Below are 21970 nucleotides of genomic sequence, written 5' to 3'. Positions count from 1 at the left end.
AGTTACATGAATTCTTTTGTATTAAGCGTTTCACTTTCACGGCAGGCTGGACAAGTGACTACGACACGGCCAATAGCCCTTCCCAGCGTTGATGAATCTGAATCCCAGTGACGATTACAACTCCTGCAATAGATGTACGCCGACTCGATACCCGCTGGGACAGGTGCAGTGGCGTGCATGGTCTGTTCATTGGACTGCTCTTGCTTCCAACGGATGTGTAACAAGACAAACTTGTCTGTCTTCATTTCCTGCGGATTGGTCATTTATTGGTCCATAGCTAATTTCGTCCACAGAGCATAAATCGAACAAAGCACGTAAGAACATCACAGATTCAAATGCAGTTCTCTTCTAAAAATCATTCCAAACGCCTTACCAACAGGCGCTAGTAGCTATCTATTTAGTAGCACCTCCCGGCTTCACGCCCACCGTGTAGGGAACGAAACGAACCACTTCTTCACCGAGCCAGTCGTTCAGTTCAAGAAACCTCGTCTGTAGAGGGCCGATTTCATTGCGCGCAAAGACCTGAGCGGCAGGCTCCACCGCGCCAAAGCCGCCGGTGTTGCCAGGCACCACGCCCATCAGCTGGGGCGGGATGCGGTGGGCCGCCAGCAAGTCGTCGCGGCTCACGTTTTTGATGTTGAAAAACTCGTCCTTTGCGGCCACCTCGGACAAGGGAATCACTTGAATCCCGTCCTTCTTGCCGTTGGGTGCGTGCATGAAAAGGTTCTTGAAGTTGCCCGCGTGCTACCCCGGCGTGATGGGCGTGAAGGAATGGAGCGAGCCATCCGGCACCGTGACAGGCAAGAGCCGGCCGACGAACGGTGATTTTTCGGTGGCTGATCCGCGCTTTGCACCTTCGGCCGCCTGGAAAGATGGCCAGGCGCTGGGCGTGCGCAGTTGGGGCGAGCCCACCGGCACGGTGGCCGGGCAGCAGGGACCGCTGCAGGGCGCGTACAGCGTGGCCGACCCACGGCACGGCGGCCCCGACAAGCACTCGAACGAATACCGCATCGTGGCCTGGGACCGGACGGCGCGGGCGGTGACAAGCGCGCACGGTTCTGGCCAGGCTGTGGCTGATCCGCGTGCGGGCGATGACCCCGCGCAGCTGCATGGTAAGTGGCACGTCACACCATGGGCCGATGCCACGCGCGCCGTGATCGCGGGCAGCACTTCCGGCGAAGGCGCGGTGGCGGTGGCCGACCCGCGCCCGAACATCAAGCGCGTCAAGGGCGACCACTACCTGACCGGCGGGCACTATGGCGTGGTGCACTACTCGGACCCGGCCGGCGCGGTCAGTGCTTCGGCCTGCCACGACAACGGGCCGTGGAGCGTGGCCGACCCGAGGCCGGCCGGCGGTGCCACCGCGCTGGCCGCATCGCCCGCAATGCCATCGGCCAACGACAAGCTGGTGGCGCGCATCAGGTCACTGGATGGCACCTGGCACCGGCCATTCACCACCCTGGAGCTGGCAGCGCTGCAGAGCTTCATCGACCCCGAGGAATGGTTCGCAGCTGGCGGGCCTGCTGATCGAGGCGAGCGCTTTGTACTGGATGGACCGAGCGACCAGCGCTGGCGCGAGGCCATCGGCAACGCGGTGCCGCGCAAGTCGGCCAAGGCCATCGGCACAGTGATGGGCCAGACCATCCTGCTGGCCAAGAACGGCGAAACGTTCGTGCTGGGCAGCACGCCCATTTGGGTGCGGCCGATGGTGGCGGCGCTGGCGGTGGCGCGGGAAGGTGGCACGGCATGAACATAGAAGCGGTTTCCGTCTACGTAAAGATTGACGGGCGCGTGGTGCTGGCGCCTATTGCTCAAGAAAAAGCACAGCTATTCATGGGCATGCTGCCGGCCTTCCAAGAGGGGCAACCACCGAAGGCCAGTGTTTACGTTATGCCGAAAGAAGTCGCGGACCATGTGGAGGCTGCGGGCCGTGCGCTAAACGCAATGCTGACAAAGAAGAAAGGGGGCGCGCAATGAGCTTGCGCTGGGTGACAGTGGAAAAGGCATCTGAGGAAACCGGCCTGCCTTGTTCATTTTTTCACGAACGCACGGGGTTGTCGGGGGAGTGGCCAGAGCGCACCGTCTGGAAGTGGTTTGAGGGCCGTAAGATGATCGACCTTCAAGAGCTATACAACTTCATCGACAAGCGCCCGAGCATCCAAAGCAAGCGAGGCCGGCGCAAGACACCGCAATGCCAAGGGCTACAAGCAAACCTTCTGCCGGCGTAGTTATTCGAGACCAGCACCTGCAGATTGATTTGCGAACGGTGGGGTTCGGGAAAGAACGCCTGGACCTTCCACCGACGCCGGCGAACATCAAGTACGCCGAACGGCTGCGCGCCGAGATCCTGGGCAAGATCGAGCGCGGCACGTTCTCGCTGGCGGACTACTTCCCCGACAGCCCACGCGTGAAGCGCGACGCGCCGAGCCTCACGTTCAAGCAGCTCGCAAAAGAGTGGCTAAAAATCAAAACGCCTGAGCTGCAGCACAGCACCGCCGACCATTACGCGCAGGTGCTTTCAAGCTATCACTTTGACGACTGGCGCGAGAAGCGCATCGTGGAGTTGGACTACCGCGCCACCATGGCGCTGCTGGCCAAGATGCCGGCGAACCCAAAGACATTCAACAACAGCGCCACCGTGCTGCGCCAGGTGCTGGAGTACGGCTACAAGGCCAAGCTGCTGCGCGAACCGCTTTTCGAGGCGGTGGAAATGCGCAAGCACCAGAGCCCAGGCCCTGACCCTTTCACCATAGACGAGGTGGAGGCCATCCTGGCCGCCCTGCCCGCCGGGCCACCGCGCAACTACTTCGAGGTGGCGTTCTTCACCGGGCTGCGGCCTTCCGAGCTGATCGCCCTGCGCTGGTCCAAGGTGGACCGGAAAACCGGCTACATGAAGGTGGACGTGGCCCTTACCCGCTTTCAGGAAAAGGGCACCAAGACATGGAGCGCCAGAAACGTGGAGCTGTCGGCCAGGGCATTGGAGGCCCTGGAGCGACAGCGCACCGCCATGGGGAAACGGGCGGTACCGGCGGGGCACGTTTTCACGTCTGACGAGGGCGCGCCGTTCACTACAACCGACGAGCCATTGCGCAGCTGGTGGAAGCCGGCGGTGAAGGCCTCGAAGGTGCGGACGCGCGACGCGCGGCAGACCCGGCACACATTCGCCACCACGTGCCTGATGGCCGGCCTTACCCCTGGATGGGTGGCCATGCAGATGGGCCACTCGCCCGAGATGTTCTTCCGCGTCTACAGCCGGTGGATTCAGGGCGCCGATCAAGGGGCAGAACGCCGTAAGCTGGACGCGTTTCTAGGGCAAAAACACAGCTGCTAACATCCAGTTGCACCTGATGAGATCGGCCCCACAGTCAAATTGTGCTCGTCGGCTTCATCACAACGCCTTCGGATTGACGTCTAAAGGCAATCCTTCTCGGGACAGAAAACGAGCACCGATATGAACCTAAGAGCAACGTTTATCACTGCAGCTGCTGTGCTCTCCAGCAGTGCCTCAATTGCTGCAGCGCCTGCAGAGACAAAGGCTATTGATGATCTGGTAACTAAGCTCGCAGGAACAATTCTTGTCACTCCGCTAACTGAATCTGTCGAAGGCAAAACCACTGCGTGTGGGTTTGAATTTGCGGGTCTTACCCGTGACTTCAGCACTAAACAAGGGGCGCCCGTTAAGGTCATAGGCTCTTACTACTTGCGTGCAAACGGCTCTGATGGCTTGGGGTATTCACTAAAACTGGGGCTGATCGACGGCATGGGCGCGGAGAGCCGCCCCACTGCCCCAGCCAACGCCTTTGTGCGGTCGTCGAAGGGCCGGGCCCCATCAGCTAAGCCTGTTCGACTAGATTCAGACACACCTGGGTATGCCCTATTCCTGGGCTTAGTCGACGTGGACACAACGCCCACAGTCGAGGCAATACTCGATCAAAAAAAGATTGTGCTCGGCTACAACCGCAAGCCTGGCCAAACTGACGTTCTGACGACGGTGGATCTTCGCGTAGCTGAAACAAAAATGGTCGAGGGCGAAGTGAAACGGACCTATTCCGATGACACGGTAGCTGAGTTCAATCAGTGCCTCGGTGCGCTGATTGAAAGACTCAAAAGCAAGTAAGGAAAACGACAGGGCGGGAGTTTTTTCTCAGGCTTCGCATTGCTGCCAACATACCGGGACAAAAAGCGGGACAGGGACACCGAATTAAGCCGAAATTGGCAGTACGGTTTTCCGGCCACCATACGCAAAGATTCGGCCGAATTCAGCCTCTTTCTGGCTTATTTAGGTTCGATTCCTGTCGAGGGGACCAATCACCAGTCCGCCAGAGCCTATGCCCTTGCGGACTTTTTTATGGCGGCTGAACACTTCATCCGCTCTCAGGTGCTCGGCAACTCGACCAGCATCCACTCGGTTTCTTGGCGCCAGGCAATCTCCGCGCAGTTTTGAATTTGGGCAGCGGGCAATGCGCTGTCCAATGTGCACACAGACAGCACGACATCTTCACCAGCGGGTGTGCTGCCAACCCAGGATTGCGCCCGCGCCAGCAGCTGCCCAGATCCCGGCACCGCATTCGCAGGACGGCACTCAATGCGGCGTATGCGTGAAAAGTCTACCCCCGTTTCAGTGCATTTGAAGTACGACTCCTTGAGCGTCCACCACTGCAGAAACAACAGGCGCTGCTGCGGCCCCATCGCCATGGCGCTCAATTGGCGCATCTCTTCATCGGTACAGGCCAAGCCAGCCAATGCCAGCACGTCGCGCTTGCCCGCGCGTGCATCCACCACTTCCACATCCACCCCCACAGGCTGGCGAAAGGCCGCACAAGCCAGCAGGGAAGCGCTATGTGACAAAGACAAGTGGGTGTTTGCAGCCAGCACGGCCCCATGCACCGCAGTGTTGAGCCGGGGCGGTTTTCCCTCAGGAGCATCGAGCCGCCAAGTGCTGCTTGCATGGCCATAGACCAGAGCGAGCAGGTGGCGCAGGGCATAGCGACACGCCATGAATTCGTGGTGACGGCCAGGCTGGCGCATGGCCGCGGCGCGAGCCAACTCGCTTGCAGTCAGCCACCCAGGCTCTAGCTGCTGCGCCGCGCCCCCCATCAAGGCCTGCGGGGCCAGCAGCAGCCGAAGACCGGGCTCCAACTCCATCGCCGTCCTCAGCGCCGGGTTATTTCGCGATGTTTGCGTAGGTTCCCTTGAGGGCCACGCCAGTCACGATGTTGCCATCGTGGCACTGGAAGGTCACCGGGTCCTTCACCGCATTGCGCTTGTAGAAGCTGTGCATGTCCACCACAGCGTTGGCACCCTTTTCCTTGGCCGATTGCTGGAACGCCATCAAGGCAGACAGTGCAGCCCATTTGCAAGCGGTGGCAGTGTCCTTGCCCACACTATTGGTCTTCTTGTTGGAGACATCCTCACCCAGACGGGCGACCACCTTGGGGGTGTTCGCACCGGACAGGTGGAACGCCACGCTACCGTCCAACTTGCCTTGTTCAACCCCCAATCGCACCACTTCATCCAGGGGCAATGTGATCACTTCGTCACGGGCATGGACCAAGCCCATGGCCGTGAGGGTCGCCAGCAAAACAATCGCTTTTTTCATTTTTCTCTCCCGGCCTTTCACAGAAGACCTGTTGCGTTTTTAGGGACGATTCCCGGTCTGCAAAGCAGCTCAGCCAATGGGTGCTTTACTGCCCACCAATTTGTTTGATCAAGTTCCGAACCCAACGGTTGTAGTTGGGGTGAATTTTGCGCTGCCCATCCACTTCGGCGTAATTGAGGTTGGTGCTCGTGACATACCGAACCAGGTAGCCCGAAGTGTCATAGGTGACGGAGACAGTGACCTGGTGCTTGCCCTGCTTGTCGTATTGCAACTCCAGCAGTTCGGGGGTCTCTCGCACCACGGCCCACCCAAGGGATTGGCCCGCAGCAATGATGCGATCACGGCTGTGTTGCAAATCTGTAGCCTGGCTACCCACCGTCAAAACTCTGGGGGGTTCGTAGAGGTCTGCCGTGCGCGCCACTGCGGCGCCGCTGGACATCGCAAGCGCCAGGAGCAAGGCACCCGTCCATCCCACTTTGCGCATAGATTTCATTTACTGATGGCTCCATCGTTTGAAGATTAAAGAGGTATTGATACCGCCAAAGGCGAAGTTGTTGCTCATCACCACTTCGGTATGCAACGGACGCGCTTTACCCATGATGAAGTCCACAGCGCCGCAGCGCGGGTCTGGCTCGACCAGGTTCGCGTTGTGTGCGAACCAGCCTTCACGCATCATCTCCAGCGTCATCCAGGCCTCCAGCGCGCCGCAGGCCCCCAGGGTGTGGCCCATGTAGCCCTTGAGCGTGCTCACAGGCACCGCATCGCCAAACACGGCATGGGTGGCATGGGTCTCCGCAATGTCGCCCTGGTCCGTGGCAGTGCCGTGGGCGTTGATGTAGCCAATGGCCTCAGGGGGCAAGCCCGCATCGTCCAAAGCCATGCGCATGGCCTGGGCCATGGTGATGGGGTTGGGGTGGGTGACGTGGGTGCCATCGGAGTTGGAGGCGAAACCAATGATCTCGGCCAGAATGTTCGCGCCACGCGCCTGGGCGTGCGAGAGTTCTTCCAGGACAAAGGTGCATGCGCCCTCCCCCAGCACCAGGCCATCACGGCCCACATCGAAGGGGCGTGGGGTCAGCTCGGGCGTGCCGTTCTTGGTGCTGGTGGCAAACAGGGTGTCGAACACGGCAGCCTGCGTCGCATCCAATTCTTCGGCACCGCCTGCCAGCATCGCGAGTTGTTTGCCGCTTTGAATGGCCTCGTAGGCGTAACCCAAGCCCTGGCTGCCCGACGTACAGGCGCTGGACGTGGTGATGATGCGGCCCGTGGTGCCAAAGAACACGCCGATGTTCACTGGCGCCGTGTGAGACATCATCTTGATGTAGGTGTTGGCGTTGATGCCTTCGGTGCTTTTCTCGGCCATCATGCGCCCGAAGTCGCCAATGGCAGCGGGCGTGCCGGCGGAGGAACCGTAGGAAACCCCCATCTGCCCGCTCTTGACGAAGGGGTCCCCCAACAAACCCGCGCTCTCCAGGGCCAGCTCTGTGGCACGCGTGGCCATCAACGCCACACGCCCCATGCTGCGCATGGTCTTGCGGTTGTAGTGCGCGGGCAGCTCAAAGGGAGCCACCGTGCTGCCCAGCTGGGTGCTCAGGCCTTCATAGTCAGCCCATTCATGCATCACGCGGATGGCATTGCGACCGCTCAGCAGGTGGCTGCGTACCGTGGCCCAATCGTTGCCCAACGGGCTCAACGCACCGATGCCGGTGACGACCACACGGCGCTTGGTAGTTCCAGGGGAAGCGTTCATCCGACCATACCTCCGTTCACCGAAATCACCTGGCGCGTCACGTACGAAGCCTCTGCACCCATGAGGAAGGCGACCACGCCAGCGACCTCATCCACGGTGCCCATGCGGCGCATGGGAATCAACTCCAGCGCATGCTCCAGCACCTCTTCGCTGACCATTTCGGTGTCAATCAAGCCAGGGGCCACGCAGTTGACGGTGATATTGCGCTTGGCCAGCTCGATGGCCAACGACTTGGTCGCACCAATCACACCCGCCTTGGCAGCGCTGTAGTTGGCCTGCCCACGGTTGCCCATGAGCGCCGAGACCGAGGCCAAGGTAACGATGCGCCCCGGCCTGCGTCGGCGCACCATGGGCATGACCACGGGATGCAGCACGTTGTAGAAGGCGTCGAGGTTGGTGTGCACCACGCGGTCCCATTCCTCGCCGGTCATGGCGGGGAAGGCGTTGTCCATAGCAATGCCGGCGTTGCAGACCACGCCGTAGTAGGCCCCATGGGCCTGCATGTCGGCCTCCAGTGCGGCCGCGCAGGCGGCGCGATCGGCCACATCAAACTGCAGCACGCGTGCGCTGCGGCCCAGGGCCTCAATTTCGGCCACGGCGCTCTGGGCCAAATCCATGCCACTGCGGCAATGCACCACGATGTTGTGGCCCGCCCGCGCCAGACGCAGCGCAATCGCGCGCCCAATGCCTCGGCTGGACCCCGTCACCAGCACGGTGGTGTCCGAAGCCGACGTAGGTGTCGTTGTGTGTGTCAGATCATTCATTCTTTGGTCCATCTACCGTCCATCTACTGCCCATCTCCTGGATGGCGATTTTTAGTGTGTTGCTGGATGCCCGATGTGTGCAGCTGGGCATTGGCGTAACCCTTGCACAATGAGCGGCCCAATCTCCAGGCAAAGTCTTCGCCCACTGGATCTCTCAGGAACTTGCCGCTGGCGCAGCGGCAATGTAGGCGCCACCGTCTTCGGGCTCAAAGACCGAAACGCGCGCACTGGCCAGCTCCACGTCACCGTCTGCATGAATGCGGCAATCGAACATGCCCAGGCCGTTGTCGCCCAGCAACTCGCAGCGCACACTGACCCTAAGGCGCTGACCCGGTGCAAAAAAGGGCTGCACTGCCTCGTACCGGCGCGAGCCCAGCAAAAAGCCAATCTTGACCGCTTGCCCTTTTTGCCGCGCGCGCCAGCCCGCCCAGGCGGCCACTGTCTGTGCCATGTATTCCATGCCGACCCAAGAGGGCATGCCTGCGTCCTGCAAAAACAAACCGTCGCGTGGCACGGTCACCTCGGCCACAGCCGTGTCCTCGTCTGCGGCAACCAGGCGGTCCAGCAGCAGCATGACGCCGCGGTGGGGTACGTAGTTTTCGATGGGAAGAAATTCGCTGCTCATCACGTTGTCATCACTCATCAGGCGGCTGTGAACAACAGAGCGCTGTTGCTGCCGCCAAAGGCAAAAGAATTGCTCATCACGGCACGAACGGGGCGCCCTAACCGCAGACCGGGTACAACAGGCGCCAGAGAGGGTACGTCCGGGTCGGCCATGCCATCCCACCAATGCACGGGCAGCACGCCCTGCGGGTTGTTGTGCAGCACATGCCAAGCCACGGCCGCCTCCAGCGCGCCGGCTGCCGCCAAAGCGTGCCCCGTGAGCGGTTTGGTGGAACTGACCGCCACGCCATTGCCCAACACTGCGTGCACGGCATGGCTTTCCATGGCGTCGTTGTGCGGCGTGGCCGTACCGTGCAGATTGACGTAGTCCACGTCAGCGGGCTCCAGACCCGCGCGTGCGAGTGCCTGCCGCATGGCAGCCGCAGCCCCTTGGCCCGTGGGATCAGGGGCGGACATATGGTGCGCGTCTTGCGACTCGCCCCAGCCTGCCAAACGGACAGGCCCGGCCTCACGGCTCAGGACAAAGAAGGCCGCTGCCTCACCCAGATTGATGCCATTGCGGTGCACGGACAGAGGGTTACAGCGCTTGACCGAAACAGCCTCCAGCGCACTGAAACCCGCCAGGGTAAAGCGGCCCAACGCGTCCACGCCACCAGCTACCACGGCATCAGCCATGCCCGCCCGCAGCAACCGCGCGGCAGACGCCAGCGCCTTGGCCCCAGAAGAACAGGCGGTAGAAATGGTATGGGCTGGCCCACGCACACCCAGGTGCTGCGCCAAAAATTCAGCCACGTTCCCCATCTCTTGCAAAGGGTAGGAAAAACCAGGAGGGAACCGCCCTTCATTGAACAAGCAGCGGGCGGCGGCTTCACCCTCTTCAATGCCGGCCGCACTGGTGCCCACGACGAGCGCTACGCGTGTGGGACCAAAACGTGCAATGGCCTGCGCGACCGCACCTTGCAAAGCGTGCAGAGCCCCCCAGGCCAACGCGTTGTTGCGAGAGCGCTGATGCGCCGGTGCAAAGTCCAGTGCAGGCAGCTCAACACCCTCAGGCAAGCACCCCAAGGGCAATACACGGCCCGGCGAGTATTGGTCTGTCCACCGCAAGGTCTGGGGATCGGCGTCCGCAAACAGGTGGGCACGCATGGATTCGGCATCGACCCCCAATGCGCTGTAAGCCGATGCTGCGTTCAGATAGACGGGCGTGGTGGCGGACATCAAACCGGCTCCTGCGCAGTAGCGCACAGTTGGGGGCCCCCAGGAGACTCCACCCGCAAAGTGAAAGGGCCCTGGGGGTAAACGATCTCCACCGCCGAACTCTCCACAAATTGCACGCGCACATACTCCTTGCCATCACGCAGCAGGCGACGGCCAGTGGCAGAGCTTTCCAATTGCCATGGTGCCCCCATTGCCGCCACAGCCTGCTGTACCACCGGCGTGGGCCAGAAAGCCAGTTGCAGATCACTGAGCACTTGCTCAGGCGTCAACTGCGCAGGCCAGTGGCGCGAAAGCTGTGTATCCCACTGCAGGCCGTCCCAGGCCATGGTGCCCATGCCCTGCCCCATCACGAAGAAGGCCAGGCGCACAGCCTGCCCATCCACCTCCAACAAGGCTTCCAATTGCTGCGCAGGCTGGCCTGGGCGCTGGACTGTCAACCGCTGCTGTACGCCCACGGTGCAGCCCAGGGCAGCGGGTGCCAGCGCCAGCAACGGTGGGTGGGTTGCGCCAGCCGATGGGCCACCCGGCAAGGCACAGCCCGCCAGCAATGCCATCGCAAAGGCCAGCAACGGCACGCATGCCCTCGCCACCAATCGGTCGGGGCTGTCAACTCGTTCTCGCTGGCGCATCATTTCGCCCCCACTTTCTTGTCGTTCGTATCGCCCATGCCCGCCCGAAACAAGGGCGCTAGCACCAACACCAGCGGCAAGCCCAACATCAACGTCAGGCCGAAGGCCCTGAGTGCGGGGGTTTGTGACAGACCGAGCAGACCAAAAGACAACCAGGTGCTGCCCGCGCCAATCACCACAGCAAGCCAGGCATGGGGGTCGTCTTCATGCTCCTGCAGGAAGATGCCGTAGTCGATGCCCACGCCCAGCAGCAACATGAGCGCCAGCACGTTGAACAGCTGCCAGGGCGCACCCGTGGCCGTCAGTGCACCCACCACCACCAAGCTGGCGAGCACCGTGGGCATCCAGGCGCGCCAGGCCTTGCGGCCAAAGCGCAGCCACAGAGCTGCCAGCACCAGTGCGTGTCCCAACAGCAGCAACTCGGTCATGGAGATACGGTAGCGCTGCAGCAGGCCCGATATCTCGGCCGGCTTGTCCACCCAAGCCACGCCTTCCAGGCCCTGCACGGCGCCTTCCAAAACGGGCAGCGCCTCGACACCCTTCACACCTCGCAGCATGAGCAGGCTGCGGTAGCTGCCATCACGCTCGCCCAGCCACAACGGCCGCGCGGCTGCCGAAATGGGCTGCGCCAGCCAGGCCTGCACCGTGAGTGGTGCAGATGCAGGGCGGCCAACCAGCGCGAAGTCTTCGCCCAACGCCGTGCTCACCCCCTTGAACACGGCGGTCTGGGCACGGGCCACCAACTGTGCATCGCCGTCCTGGCGCCGGGCCGATGGAACCCAATCTGACACGGCGCTGTAACCCGCCAGCACCTGGCGCGCCACCAGCGCGTCGAGCCGATCTTTGAGTTCCTCTTCTCGCTGCAGCACCTGTTCCGGCGTCTTGCCCTGCACCAGATAGAACTGCGCAGGGCTGGGCAGGCCCAGGATCTCGCTCACTTGGCGCTGCTGCGCCACCAGAGGGGTGGAGGCGTTCTGCAACTGGCGCACGTCATCCTGCACGCGCAGGCCACCCAGCAACCAAAGGAGCAGCACCAGTACCGAGCAGGCAGCCACAGAGCCAGGCAGCGCATGGCGCCAGCGCGGCCAAGCCATCAGCGTCTGGCCAATGCGCTGGGCCACAGGGCTGTGCGGCATGCTGCCCCGGTCCAGCCAAGGGAACCAGCAGACCACGGTGAGCATGGCCGCAGTGAGCCCCACCACCGAGAAAACCGCCATCTGCCGCAAGCCCGGAAAGGCTGCAGCGCCCAATGCCAGATAGGCGATGGCGCTGGTGCCCAAAGCCAGCCACAGCGCTGGCATCAGCCCCCGCATGAGCCCATGCGGGCTGCGTCCGGGCGCCCCCTGGCGGCTGGCAAAGTAGTGGATGCCATAGTCTTCCGCCACACCCACCAGGCTGGCACCAAATACCAAGGTCAACAGGTGCACCTGCGCGAAGAACAGCGCCGTGACCGACAGCGCCACCGCGCAGCCCACCAGCAGCGAAACACCGACCAGCGCCACCGGCCGCAGCGAACGGAAGGCCAGCCAAGCCAGCAGCAGCACGCCAGCAAGAGAGCCCCAGCCGATGGTGTTGATCTCGCGGTTGGCCTGCACAGCCGCTGCTTCAGCGTGCAGGGGCACGCCGGCCACGACCATGCGGGCGCCAGGCCACTTCGCCTGCACATTGGCCAGCGCCTGTTGCAGCGCATTGCCCAGTACCGGCTCGCCCGAAAGGCGAAAGGCCGAGCCCTCCAGCGTGTACTGCAGGACCGACCACTGCAATCCGCCAGCCGCCACCCACAGCTCGCCGTCGCGTGGCCGCGCTTGGCTTTGCGCGCCGCGCGCAGTCCACCACTGTGTCCACAAGCCCAGGGGGTCGCTCACCCAATCGGACAGGCGGGCCTGCACAGCAGGCTGGTACAAGTCCTGCAGCGCTTTTTGCACCAGTGCGGCATCGGACGTACCCGCCAGCATGGCGCGCTGCTCGGGCGTGAGCAGGCGATCGCGCCAGGGCTGGTAGAAGCCGAGCGCGGCATCTATGGAGGTCTTCTGCGCCATGGCGTCTTCCCGCAGGAGCGCGCCAGCCCCCGCACCCAGCGACTGGCGGAACACTTGCGCAGCCGAGCGCGTCTCGTTCCACTCGCCTGTGCCCAGCAACACCACCACCTGGCGGGACATCTGCCCCACCAGTTGCTCGGTGGCCAGGGCCACGTCGGGTGCCTGCTCGTTCACAGGCAAGAGGGCCATCACGTCGGTGTCAATGCCGTCATGCTTCCAGAACTGCCATTGGTGCACGCCCACGGCGATGGTCACCAACAGCCAGGCCAGTGCCGCCGTGCGCCACAGCCAGCCTGGCTGGGCGTCTTGGGGGGACATGGAATTCACAAGCATTGCGCTACGCCACCCTCAGTCAAACTGCGCCGCATCCTGCGGGCGCAAGGCGTTTTCTGCCACGGGGGCCGTGATGCGAATCACGCTGCTGTCGCCACGCGCCTCCTGCAGCTTGACCTCTTGCACGAACTGGTTGCCTTGCAGATCTACGGCAGCAAGCCACTGGGCCAGTGTGGGATCGCGGGGTACGAGGTGCAGCGACCACCCCTTGGCCGCCACCTGCCCCGTCACCTCAAAGTGCTGGGTGAGTTCTGCCAGGTTGGCCGACATCACGGCGAACAGCATGGCATTGACGGTGCGCAGCACCGGCTCATCCTGCGCCCGCATCTGCATGGTCACCTTGCCGTCGCTGCCGCGCGACTGCAGGCTGTCAGGTTTGACGACCAGCAGCGATTCATACGGCCGCAGCACATGCCAGACGATGCCTCTGCCACGCGCCACAACAAAATCGCCGCTGGACCGAAGTGGCTGCTTGAAGCCCTTGACGGTCTTGAGCTGCTCGAAGGTGCCACGCACGACAGGGGCGTCCTGCACACGCTGGCGCACCTGGGCAAGCAGCTCCTGCGCGGCAGGCTCTGCCGCATGCACCGGAGCAAGCGCCAACGCACACAGTGCCATAGCCCACCACCATGCAGAGAACCTCATGGTGCCACCCCCAACCGTTCCCACAACACAGGCGGGCAGACGAAGCACATGGCACGTGTCTGCATATCCACCGCCACCTGGATGGTGTGTGCACTGTTGACCTTGTGGCCCGTTGCAGCGTCACGCAGCAGATAGTCGATGCGCAGGCGGTTCTCCCACTCGGTGATGGTGGCACGCACCTTGAGCGTCTGGCCAAAGGTGGCCGGGCGCACATACTTGAGGCGCATGTCCACGACAGGCCATGCGTAGCCCGAATCGCGCATGCGCGGGTAGTCGTAGTTGAACTGCGCCAGCAACGCGCTGCGCGCCAGCTCCAGGTAACGCACGTAGTGGCCGTGGTACACGATCTCCATCACGTCGATGTCGTAAAACGCCGGTGTGATGTCGATCTCGCAAGTCAGCCGATCGCGCGATGCCAGCTCTTTGTCAGTCGGCATAAAAGAGCCCCCTGGAAAAATAGGACACGGGGGTGCAGCTCATGGGGGAGAGTCCATTGATCATGGGATCAAGCAGTGGAAGCAGGACGCGCAGCCACGCCTTGCTCCCAGAAGGGGAAAAAGTTAAACCAGTCGTAGGGCGCCTTGCACAGCATGCGCTCGAGCTGCTGGGCGTAGAGGGATGCGTACTCGGCAATGGCCTGCTCGCGCCGGGCCCGCGGTAGCTGCACGCGGTCGGCCAGCGGCACAAACTCCACGGCATAGCCCTCGCCTTCGTGCACGCAGCCCATGAAGTAGAGCGGACATTCAAGCACCGCCGCCAGGATGTAAGGACCACAAGGGAAAGGGGCCTCATGCCCCAGGAACGGGGCGTGCGTGACACGGCTCTCGTGCACAGGAACACGGTCGCCCGCAATGGCAATGAGCTCGCCACGCGCCACGCGCTCGGCCAGCATGATGGCGGTGGCCGCGTTGAATTCAGTGACCTGCAACAATTGCACTCCGCTGTCCGGCGCCAGGCGCTGCATCAGCCGATTGAAGCGCTGGGCATGGGCCGTGTGCACCAGAACGTTGAGCCGCAGCCCCTCACGCCGTTCAGCCATGGCGCGGCACAGCTCGATGCAGCCCATGTGCGCGGTAACCACCACCGCCCCTCGCCCCTGCGCCAGCAGAGCATCGAGCGACTCACCCCCAACGAAAGCCACGCGCTCGAACCGGTAACGCCCGGTGAGCGCCAACAGCTTGTCCAAAATCACCTGCGCAAACACCCGAAAGTGCTGCAGACTCTGCCGCCAGCCCGGCACCGCAGGCCACAAGCCATGGGCCGCCTGCATGCGCTGCAGATACTGCAAGGAGGCGCGGCGTGCTACCGGCTTGGCCAGCCAGTAGTACGCCACAACAGGGTACAAACACGCCAGGAACGGCCAGCGACCCAGAAACCGGTGCACCTGGTACAGCAGCCACATGCCAGCCACAAAGGTGCTTTCCCCCAAATGCGCCCAGTGCGGCACCTCTTGCGAGGTGACATCCTGCGTCGTGGCTTGGGCCCGAGGTGCGCGTGCCGTCATGCCACCGACCTGCGACGGGAACGCCCCAACAGCTTGCGTGCGAGCAAAACAGGGCTGCGCAGCAGCATCCCGCCAAACAGGCGGGTGTGCATGCCCGAGATGAGCACGTTGTCGCGCCACACGCGAAAGTGCGACAAACCATCCTGCGGGTAGGTCACAGCCGTGCGCTGCGTGATGAAAGGCACGCCCTTCCAGTGCATGCGGACAAGGATCTCCGTATCGAACTCCATGTGCTTGCCAATGCGGGCGCCGTCCATCACGCCAATCGCGTCGCGCAGCGGGTAGACACGAAAGCCGCACATCGAATCTTCGATGTCCAGCGACAAGGTGTTGATCCACACCCACACATGGGTGGCATAGCGGCCATACAGGCGTGCTTTGGGCACGCTGGCGTCATAGCGTGGCGCACCACACACCATGGCGTCAGGCTGGGCTCGGGCCAACGCAATGAATTCGGGGATGTCGGCTACGGCGTGCTGCCCATCAGCGTCGATCTGCAGCACATGGCTGTAGCCAGCTGCCAGCGCATGGCGCATCCCCGTCATCACGGCGCCCCCTTTGCCCTGGTTGTGCACCAGTCGCAGCACCGTGACCAAGGCCCCATGCTGCACACCCAGCGCGTCCAATACCGCAGCACAGCCGGGCTCGGAGCCGTCGTCCACAAGGATGCAGTGCAGGCCAGCGTCCAGCACGCCCTGCACCATGCGGCCAATGGTGGTGGGGTGGTTGTAGACCGGGATGATGGCCACCGGGTTGAACCTGGGCACGGTCATGCCTGCACCCCGTGTACCAGTCGCCCGCTGGCATGCGATCCGCGCTCAGAGGTCAAGGCAAACTGCAAGCTCCCTTTGTCAGCCACCCATTGCAATTGGACCTGCACGGTGTCACCGGGCAGGATGGGTTGCTGGAACTTGACCACCTCGGCCCGCAAAAAAGCCGAAGGGATGCCAAAAGCCTGCATGCCCAGCGCCACAACCCAGTGCAGTTGCGCCACGCCTGGCACGATGGGGGCGCCAGGAAAATGTCCATCCAGCACGCGCAGTTGCGCATCCACCCGCAAACTGGCCGTCGCCTGGTGCGCACTGCGCTGCAGCCATTGGGGCGGCGGCATCAGCGGGCGAAACAGCTCCAGCAGGTCATGCTGCGTGGTCTTGCCTTGCGCGTTTTGCGGTAGACGTGCCACGTAGCGCCAGCTGCGCGGCAGCGCCACGCGGTCCACACAGGGCTCGAGCAAGCTGCGCAGCGCAGCGCCCATCTGCCTGCGCCCCTGCTGCTGCAGGACCAGCCAGCCCGCGTCATTGAGCTCCAGCACCATACCCACACGGGCCGCAGAGTGAGGCAACTCAAGCACCACCGCTTTGACTGCGGTCGCCCATCCACTGGCCAACAGAGCGTTTTCCATGGCCGTCAGGGAAATGCGTTTCTCCGCGATCTTCACGATCCGGTCAGCCCGGCCCTGCAGCACAAAGCCTGTACCACCGTCCTGCGGCAGAGCACGGTCGGCAGTCTCCCACCACACCGCTGCATCGGGTAAGTGGCCCGAGCGCACGAAGAGGCAGCCACTGTCGGCCAGGCGCACCTGGACGCCCGGCAGGGGCTGCCAGGCATCGCCCTGCTCAGCCCTGCGCCGCCAGGCAATGCCGCCGGTCTCAGAGCTACCAAACACCTCGGTGGGCGAGTGCCCGAACAAGGCCAGGCTCTGCGCTGACGCATCGGGAGGCAAAGGGCCGCCCGACGAAAAAATGCCGCGCAGCCCTTGCGACGCGGCCGCCCAGTCCAGATGGTCCGGCAGGCGACTGAGCATGGCCGGGCTCGAAATCAGCAACGCAGGCCCAGGCACGGACAGCTGCGCCACCAGTTCTTCGGGGTAGCGCAAGAAGTCAGTGCCCAGCAGACGGCCTGCGGCCAGCGGCCACAGCACACGGAACAACAAGCCATAGATGTGCTGGTGCGACACCGTGGCCAGCGTGCGCAGGCCAGGCGCATCGGCCAGGGCGCCGAACACGGCCTGCAGGGCATGCACTTCGGCATCCAGCTGAGAGAGGTGCTTTGCAATGCGCTCAGGGGCGCCTGTAGAGCCAGAAGTGAACATCACCACCCGCGCATCACGCAACGACAGAGGCTGCAGCACCACGGCTGCGGCGCCAGCGCCGTCCGGCAGCACAGCGTCCGGCAGCAGGCCCGCACACGCCTGCACCTGGGGCAGCAGGTGTGCCAAGGTGTGTGGTTGCAGGTCGCTGGCGAGCACTGGCGTCTTGCCCGCGTGCCAGGCGCCCCACAGCGCTGCCGCAAAGGACAGTGGGTCGTCAAAATACAGGCCCACCTCGGTGCCCGGCACCTTCTGGAAGGCTGCGCACCAGGCCTGCACGCTGTGCAGCCAGTCTGCATGCGATACCGTGCGCCCGCCCACGGCCGCCACCGCATGCGTGGCCGCACGCGACTGCGGCAGTGCCACTTCGGACAATGCTGAGAAAGTATTCACCTTTGCTCGATTCCTGGATTCTTGGAGTTGTTGGAACAGGGAAAGCAGTTTTTCTGGATCAGGCCATGGCTTCGCGGCGCCTCACCCATTGCCGTATGCACCACTCAGTGCCCATCAGGCAGCCCATCAATATGTAGGCGATGAGACCGTTGTACAGGGCCCAGGTGGCGTCGCTGCTGAAGGTGGCGGTATAGGCAGCGGCGGCGCCGTTAAGCACAAAGAACACACACCACACCACCGTCACCTTGCGCGTGTAGCGCACGCCCGAGGTCGAAAGGCCAGGTTCGGTGAGCCGGGCCAGTCGCTCCACCACGGAGGGCGGGTGGCGCAGGCTGAACGTGAAAACCACCAGCAGCACGGCGTTGACCAGCACCGGGTAGAGCTTGACGGCCAGCGCATCGCCCTGCCACCAGGCAGCCAGGGCCAGCACCGCAGCCCCCAAGGCTACTGCCCACCAAAAGCGCTGGCGCGTGACCACCGCGCGCAGCACGGCCAGCAGCACCAGCAGCACGGCCAGCCACTGCGGAGCCACACGGCCCATGGCCAGGTATACGCCCAGTGGGTACAACACCGTCAACACCACCAGCATGGCGGTCACCAGCTTGTGCATGGCGCGCAGGTCGTAGTCGCGTTCAGGCTGCGGGCGCGGGCTCGTTCACCAATTGGTGCAAAGCGTCCACCACGTCCTGCACCGTGCGCACAGCCTTGAAGGCATCGGCATTCAAGCGCTTGCCCACCCAGGGCTTGAGTTGGACGATCAAATCCACAGCGTCGATGCTGTCGATGTCCAGATCGTCGTACAGGCGGGCGTCCGGGGTGATGCGGCTGGCGTCTATCTCGAAAGTCTCTTGCAAGATAGAGGCGATGCGCTCATAAATGGCTTCTTTGTTCATATGCAGTAACCGTGAAAACTGTGGTGCTTGTCTCGCGCAGACTGGGACTGGGCTACTGCGCGCGATGGGCTGCCACGAAGGCAGCCAGGGAACGGACGCTGCCAAAGTGCTGGCGTGTCTGCTCCGAATCGGCGGACAGGCTCAGCCCGTAGCGCTTTTGCAATGCCAGACCCAACTCCAGGGCATCGATGGAATCCAGCCCCAGGCCCTCCACAAACAGAGGTGCCACAGGGTCAATGTCGTCTGGGGTGATGTCTTCCAGCGCCAGGGACGAAATGATGATCTCTTTGATCTCTTGCTCAAGTTGAGGCACAGGCTGATCTCTTAAAAAGTTGTTCTGACAAATGCTCAGTCACATGGCGTGCCGCCAATGCTTCGCTGGCAGACGATGCACAAAAATCGTGAATCTCAATATCTTCACGGACCTCGATCGTGAAATGGGGTTTGCGTGCGGGCACTTTCCACCATGGCGTTCCTTTGGTCAGCATCGGCAAGCTGCTGTGGATGTGCACAGGCGTGATGTCCACACGCCCCTTCACAGCCACATGGGCTGCGCCACGCTGCAGCTTGACGGGGCCACTCAGCGGCGTGCGCGTGCCCTCCGGAAATACGATGAGGTTGTTGCCCGCCTTGAGTGACCGTACGCAGTCTTCCAGCAAACCCGCACCATCGCCATTGGTGATGAAACCAGCCGCACGGATGGGGCCGCGCGTGAAGGGGTTGCGCGACAACTGCGCTTTGACGATGCAATCGGCATGGCGCACAAAGGAAATCAGAAACACCACGTCAATCAGCGATGGGTGATTGGCGAGGATCAACAGTCCGCGCCGCTTCAAGCGATCCAGGCCATGCACCTCATAGGAGATGACACCGACCCCATTCATCAAGGCCACAAACCAGCGAAAGCAGTAATGGATGATGGTTTGCGACCACTGCTGCTGGCGCGCTGGCGCGCGTACCACCACGGTGAGCAGCGGGCACACCACGCAGCGCAAAACCAGCCCGCCCAATCCAAAAACAGAAAAGCAAAACCCCGTGGCCACAATGCGCCACACCCTATTGATCGATTCAAGCATGCACACGCTCCCAAAGCCACTGACCCGCTGCATGAGAGCAGACCATGTTTTTGCGATGGGCTTGCAACAAAAAATGAAGGACATCTAACCCGTGCGGTAGCGCAGCAGCAGAACTATCGCGCTCAAAACTGCTATCAGCGTCCAAAGCCTGGAGCGCAAACCCTTCGCAGCCCGAGCGCAAGGGCTCCAGCAGCAACGACCACGCATAGTCAGCCACGGGCTCATCATGAAAAGCTGCGTATTCGCTGGCGAGAGGCTGGTCATAACAGACCAACATCACCTCGCGCCCCTCTTCTTGCAGCAGGCTCACCGCCTCCACCACCCCGGCCTCAGGGGCGCAATACGATGAAGCCACGCACACGGCGTTGGCACGCACACCCCGCAGAATGGAATACTGCGCCCCCACGCCGTTGTGCACAGACAGCCCAAAGGCGGTCGGAGACAAAGGCTCTTGCTGGGCCTGGCTCTTGAGCAGGGCGATCATTTTTTCAGCATCACCGTAACGCGAAGCCCAGACCATGGGGACATCCACCCCTTGGCCTGAAGGCAATACCGCATCGGCGACAGAAACCGCCATCTTGGCCAACAGGCCCAGACGGCGGCGCGACATAGGCGGGACATGGGCCAAATCGACCTCGGCCACACCCACCGGGCAGGCAGGGGCCTGTGCCCACTGCAACCATTGCGCTTGATTTTGCAGGCCAGGTGCTACGGCAGCCCACGCCTTGATGGCGAACACTGCTCGCACGGCTTTCCCTCAATCCACTCACTTGTTATCCAGGGATTGTCGCAGAAAGCCCCTTCGGCCTCTGGGTAAAACCCGACACTTGGGCTGGCCGACCACACAAGAGGCACTGCAGCCTCCTGCCACGCTCCGGGTTATCCGGAGACCGTGACAGGCTCACTGCGGGCAAGGTGCGCCGCCTTGGATCGCCCCGCCGTCATGGCACTGCCCATCGACGCCGCCACGATGCACCCGATGGCCAGCCACTGGATGGCGCTCAACTGCTCCCCCAGCAGCGGCAGTGCCAGCAGCGCAGCCACTGCTGGCTCCATGCTGATCATGATGCCGAAGGCCTCTTTGGGCAGGCGCTTCAAAGCCATCATTTCCAGCGAGATGGGGATGGCGCTGGAAATGGCCGCCACGCACAGGCCCACCAGCAGCACCGAGGGGGACAGCAGCGCAGCGCCTGCGTGCGCCACGCCCACGGGCACCACCACCATCGCGGCCACCAGCAGGCCCAGCGATACCGACTGCCCCGCGTGCAAATGCCCGGCCCGCTTGCCATAGATGATGTACAGCGCCCAGAACACGGCGGCACCCACCGAATACATCACCCCCACCGGGTCCAGCGTGCTGCCGCTCAGCCCCAAAGGCAGGAGCAAGCCCAGGCCCACCATGGCCAGTGCCACCCACAAAAAGTCCATAGCGCGGCGCGATGACCAGATGGCCACGGCCAGCGGCCCGGCAAACTCGATGGCCACGGCCAGGCCAAATGGCAGGGTCTGGATGGACATGTAGAACATGAGGTTCATGGCGCCCAGCGCAGCGCCATACAGGGCCACGGCCTTTGCATCGGCCCGCGACAGGCGCCAGCGCCAGGGGCGCCACAGCAGCAGCATCAACACCGCCGACAGGCCCACCCGCACTGCCGTGGTGCCCTGCGCGCCCACGGCCGGAAACAACACCTGCTTGGCCCACGAAGTGCCAAGCCCCAAGGCAGTGACGGAGCCCAGCACCGCAAGGAAGGGAAAGAAACGTTGAAGACGGGATGCAGTCATGCGCAAAAATGTAGTGCGTCTGGTGCGTGCTTTTGGCTCTGTTTTGGGGCCTTGAACGCAACTTTCGCTCACTCCAGGGGCCTTGCATGACCACCACCGCTGCACTTGACCGCTTTGACCTTGCCATCCTCAACATCCTGCAGTCCGACAACACCACGCCCCAGCGCGTGATTGCGCAGGCCGTGAACCTGTCGGCGCCGGCCGTGCAGCGGCGCATCCAGCGCCTGAAAGACAGCGGCGTGATCCGCGCCAACGTGGCGGTGCTGGACCCGGTGAAGGTCGGCAAGCCACTGACCATCGTGCTGGAAGTGCACCTGGAAAACGAGCGCCCCGACCGCACCGCCCCGCTGCGCGAGCGCATTGCCGCCGAAGAGGCCGTGCAGCAGTGCTACAGCGTAACGGGCGAAGCAGACTACCTGCTGGTGGTGAACGTGGCCTCGATGGCCGACTACGAAGCGCTGACGCAGCGCCTGTTTGAGGGCGACGACAACGTGCGGCGGTTTCGGACTTCGGTGGCGCTGGGGTGCCTGAAAGCGGGGCTGCATGTGGCGCTGGAGACAACGCCCGCTACGCCCGTAGGTCGGGTTAGCGCAGCGTAACCCGACCCCCTCCTTACGCCCCCACACCACCCC

26 protein-coding genes and 1 pseudogene are annotated in these 21970 nt (G+C 62.9%); 6 read left to right on the top strand and 21 right to left on the bottom strand.

The window, feature by feature from the left end; genetic code table 11:
- Window positions 1-393 precede the first annotated feature (393 nt).
- Window positions 394-738, bottom strand: a pseudogene (locus EAG14_RS04640) (capsid portal protein); the annotation flags it as partial.
- Between EAG14_RS04640 and EAG14_RS04635 the strand changes: the two are divergent.
- The 5 genes from EAG14_RS04635 (at window position 728) to EAG14_RS22655 (ending at window position 4117) form a co-directional block, all read left to right on the top strand.
- On the top strand, window positions 728-1750 hold the full coding sequence (locus tag EAG14_RS04635) for a DNA cytosine methyltransferase (RefSeq protein WP_162995912.1): 1023 nt from the start codon (window positions 728-730) through the stop codon (window positions 1748-1750). The pseudogene EAG14_RS04640 and the gene EAG14_RS04635 sit on opposite strands and share 11 nt — an antisense overlap.
- Complete coding sequence (locus EAG14_RS04630) at window positions 1747-1977, top strand: hypothetical protein (protein WP_121728210.1); 231 nt, start codon at window positions 1747-1749, stop codon at window positions 1975-1977. The genes EAG14_RS04635 and EAG14_RS04630 overlap by 4 nt, the downstream gene beginning before the upstream one ends.
- Complete coding sequence (locus EAG14_RS04625) at window positions 1974-2228, top strand: hypothetical protein (protein ID WP_121728209.1); 255 nt, start codon at window positions 1974-1976, stop codon at window positions 2226-2228. Before EAG14_RS04630 ends, EAG14_RS04625 begins: the two co-directional genes overlap by 4 nt.
- A gap of 38 nt (window positions 2229-2266) precedes the next feature.
- On the top strand, window positions 2267-3331 hold the full coding sequence (locus tag EAG14_RS04620; RefSeq protein WP_240456938.1) for a site-specific integrase: 1065 nt from the start codon (window positions 2267-2269) through the stop codon (window positions 3329-3331).
- Between the two features lie 120 nt (window positions 3332-3451).
- A complete protein-coding gene (locus EAG14_RS22655) occupies window positions 3452-4117 on the top strand; it encodes a hypothetical protein (RefSeq protein WP_162995911.1) in 666 nt (221 codons plus the stop codon).
- A gap of 257 nt (window positions 4118-4374) precedes the next feature.
- Here the strand turns inward: EAG14_RS22655 and EAG14_RS04610 are convergent, their stop codons facing one another.
- The 20 genes from EAG14_RS04610 to EAG14_RS04515 form a co-directional block, all read right to left on the bottom strand.
- Window positions 4375-5145, bottom strand: coding sequence for a 4'-phosphopantetheinyl transferase superfamily protein (locus EAG14_RS04610; protein ID WP_121728206.1), 771 nt, complete (start codon window positions 5143-5145; stop codon window positions 4375-4377).
- A 19-nt stretch (window positions 5146-5164) separates the two neighbouring features.
- Window positions 5165-5599 carry an excinuclease ATPase subunit gene (locus EAG14_RS04605; RefSeq protein ID WP_121728205.1) on the bottom strand — a complete coding sequence of 145 codons (435 nt, stop codon included), beginning with the start codon at window positions 5597-5599 and terminating at the stop codon, window positions 5165-5167.
- 85 nt (window positions 5600-5684) lie between these two features.
- Entirely contained in the window at window positions 5685-6092 is a 408-nt protein-coding gene (locus EAG14_RS04600) for a hypothetical protein (RefSeq protein WP_121728204.1), read from the bottom strand.
- Window positions 6093-7349, bottom strand: a complete 1257-nt coding sequence (locus EAG14_RS04595; protein WP_121728203.1) for a beta-ketoacyl-ACP synthase — start codon at window positions 7347-7349, stop codon at window positions 6093-6095.
- Window positions 7346-8113: a 3-ketoacyl-ACP reductase FabG2 gene (locus tag EAG14_RS04590; RefSeq protein ID WP_121728202.1), complete on the bottom strand. Its 768-nt coding sequence runs from the start codon at window positions 8111-8113 to the stop codon at window positions 7346-7348. Before EAG14_RS04590 ends, EAG14_RS04595 begins: the two co-directional genes overlap by 4 nt.
- 154 nt (window positions 8114-8267) lie before the next feature.
- Window positions 8268-8756 carry a hotdog family protein gene (locus EAG14_RS04585; protein WP_240456937.1) on the bottom strand — a complete coding sequence of 163 codons (489 nt, stop codon included), beginning with the start codon at window positions 8754-8756 and terminating at the stop codon, window positions 8268-8270.
- Entirely contained in the window at window positions 8756-9955 is a 1200-nt protein-coding gene (locus tag EAG14_RS04580; protein ID WP_121728201.1) for a beta-ketoacyl-ACP synthase, read from the bottom strand. The genes EAG14_RS04585 and EAG14_RS04580 overlap by 1 nt, the downstream gene beginning before the upstream one ends.
- On the bottom strand, window positions 9955-10509 hold the full coding sequence (locus EAG14_RS04575) for a DUF3261 domain-containing protein (RefSeq protein ID WP_162995910.1): 555 nt from the start codon (window positions 10507-10509) through the stop codon (window positions 9955-9957). The genes EAG14_RS04580 and EAG14_RS04575 overlap by 1 nt, the downstream gene beginning before the upstream one ends.
- Window positions 10510-10583: 74 nt before the next feature.
- A complete protein-coding gene (locus EAG14_RS04570; protein ID WP_121730297.1) occupies window positions 10584-12941 on the bottom strand; it encodes an MMPL family transporter in 2358 nt (785 codons plus the stop codon).
- A 30-nt stretch (window positions 12942-12971) separates the two neighbouring features.
- A complete protein-coding gene (locus tag EAG14_RS04565; protein WP_121728199.1) occupies window positions 12972-13601 on the bottom strand; it encodes an outer membrane lipoprotein carrier protein LolA in 630 nt (209 codons plus the stop codon).
- On the bottom strand, window positions 13598-14038 hold the full coding sequence (locus EAG14_RS04560; RefSeq protein WP_121728198.1) for a thioesterase family protein: 441 nt from the start codon (window positions 14036-14038) through the stop codon (window positions 13598-13600). Before EAG14_RS04560 ends, EAG14_RS04565 begins: the two co-directional genes overlap by 4 nt.
- 68 nt (window positions 14039-14106) lie before the next feature.
- Entirely contained in the window at window positions 14107-15105 is a 999-nt protein-coding gene (locus EAG14_RS04555; protein WP_121728197.1) for an acyltransferase, read from the bottom strand.
- Entirely contained in the window at window positions 15102-15878 is a 777-nt protein-coding gene (locus tag EAG14_RS04550; protein ID WP_121728196.1) for a glycosyltransferase family 2 protein, read from the bottom strand. Before EAG14_RS04550 ends, EAG14_RS04555 begins: the two co-directional genes overlap by 4 nt.
- On the bottom strand, window positions 15875-17587 hold the full coding sequence (locus EAG14_RS04545) for an AMP-binding protein (RefSeq protein ID WP_121728195.1): 1713 nt from the start codon (window positions 17585-17587) through the stop codon (window positions 15875-15877). Before EAG14_RS04545 ends, EAG14_RS04550 begins: the two co-directional genes overlap by 4 nt.
- 58 nt (window positions 17588-17645) lie before the next feature.
- Window positions 17646-18197: a hypothetical protein gene (locus EAG14_RS04540; RefSeq protein WP_121728194.1), complete on the bottom strand. Its 552-nt coding sequence runs from the start codon at window positions 18195-18197 to the stop codon at window positions 17646-17648.
- A gap of 22 nt (window positions 18198-18219) precedes the next feature.
- A complete protein-coding gene (locus EAG14_RS04535; protein ID WP_099656451.1) occupies window positions 18220-18480 on the bottom strand; it encodes an acyl carrier protein in 261 nt (86 codons plus the stop codon).
- 52 nt (window positions 18481-18532) lie between these two features.
- The gene (locus tag EAG14_RS04530) at window positions 18533-18793 is read right to left on the bottom strand and encodes a phosphopantetheine-binding protein (RefSeq protein ID WP_099656452.1); all 261 of its coding nucleotides are present in this window, start codon (window positions 18791-18793) and stop codon (window positions 18533-18535) included.
- The gene (locus tag EAG14_RS04525; protein WP_121728193.1) at window positions 18780-19556 is read right to left on the bottom strand and encodes a 1-acyl-sn-glycerol-3-phosphate acyltransferase; all 777 of its coding nucleotides are present in this window, start codon (window positions 19554-19556) and stop codon (window positions 18780-18782) included. Before EAG14_RS04525 ends, EAG14_RS04530 begins: the two co-directional genes overlap by 14 nt.
- The gene (locus EAG14_RS04520; RefSeq protein ID WP_121728192.1) at window positions 19549-20304 is read right to left on the bottom strand and encodes a beta-ketoacyl synthase chain length factor; all 756 of its coding nucleotides are present in this window, start codon (window positions 20302-20304) and stop codon (window positions 19549-19551) included. Before EAG14_RS04520 ends, EAG14_RS04525 begins: the two co-directional genes overlap by 8 nt.
- A gap of 131 nt (window positions 20305-20435) precedes the next feature.
- Complete coding sequence (locus tag EAG14_RS04515) at window positions 20436-21338, bottom strand: EamA family transporter (protein ID WP_121728191.1); 903 nt, start codon at window positions 21336-21338, stop codon at window positions 20436-20438.
- A gap of 86 nt (window positions 21339-21424) precedes the next feature.
- On the opposite strand from EAG14_RS04515, the gene EAG14_RS04510 reads away from it, so the two are divergent.
- The gene (locus tag EAG14_RS04510) at window positions 21425-21937 is read left to right on the top strand and encodes an Lrp/AsnC family transcriptional regulator (RefSeq protein WP_121728190.1); all 513 of its coding nucleotides are present in this window, start codon (window positions 21425-21427) and stop codon (window positions 21935-21937) included.
- Window positions 21938-21970 lie beyond the last annotated feature (33 nt).

It is taken from the genome of Acidovorax sp. 1608163, assembly GCF_003669015.1.
In the GTDB taxonomy this organism is placed as follows: domain Bacteria; phylum Pseudomonadota; class Gammaproteobacteria; order Burkholderiales; family Burkholderiaceae_C; genus Acidovorax.
The sequence above is the reverse complement of the archived record's forward strand: the minus strand, read 5'-3'. Positions and strand labels throughout refer to the sequence as shown.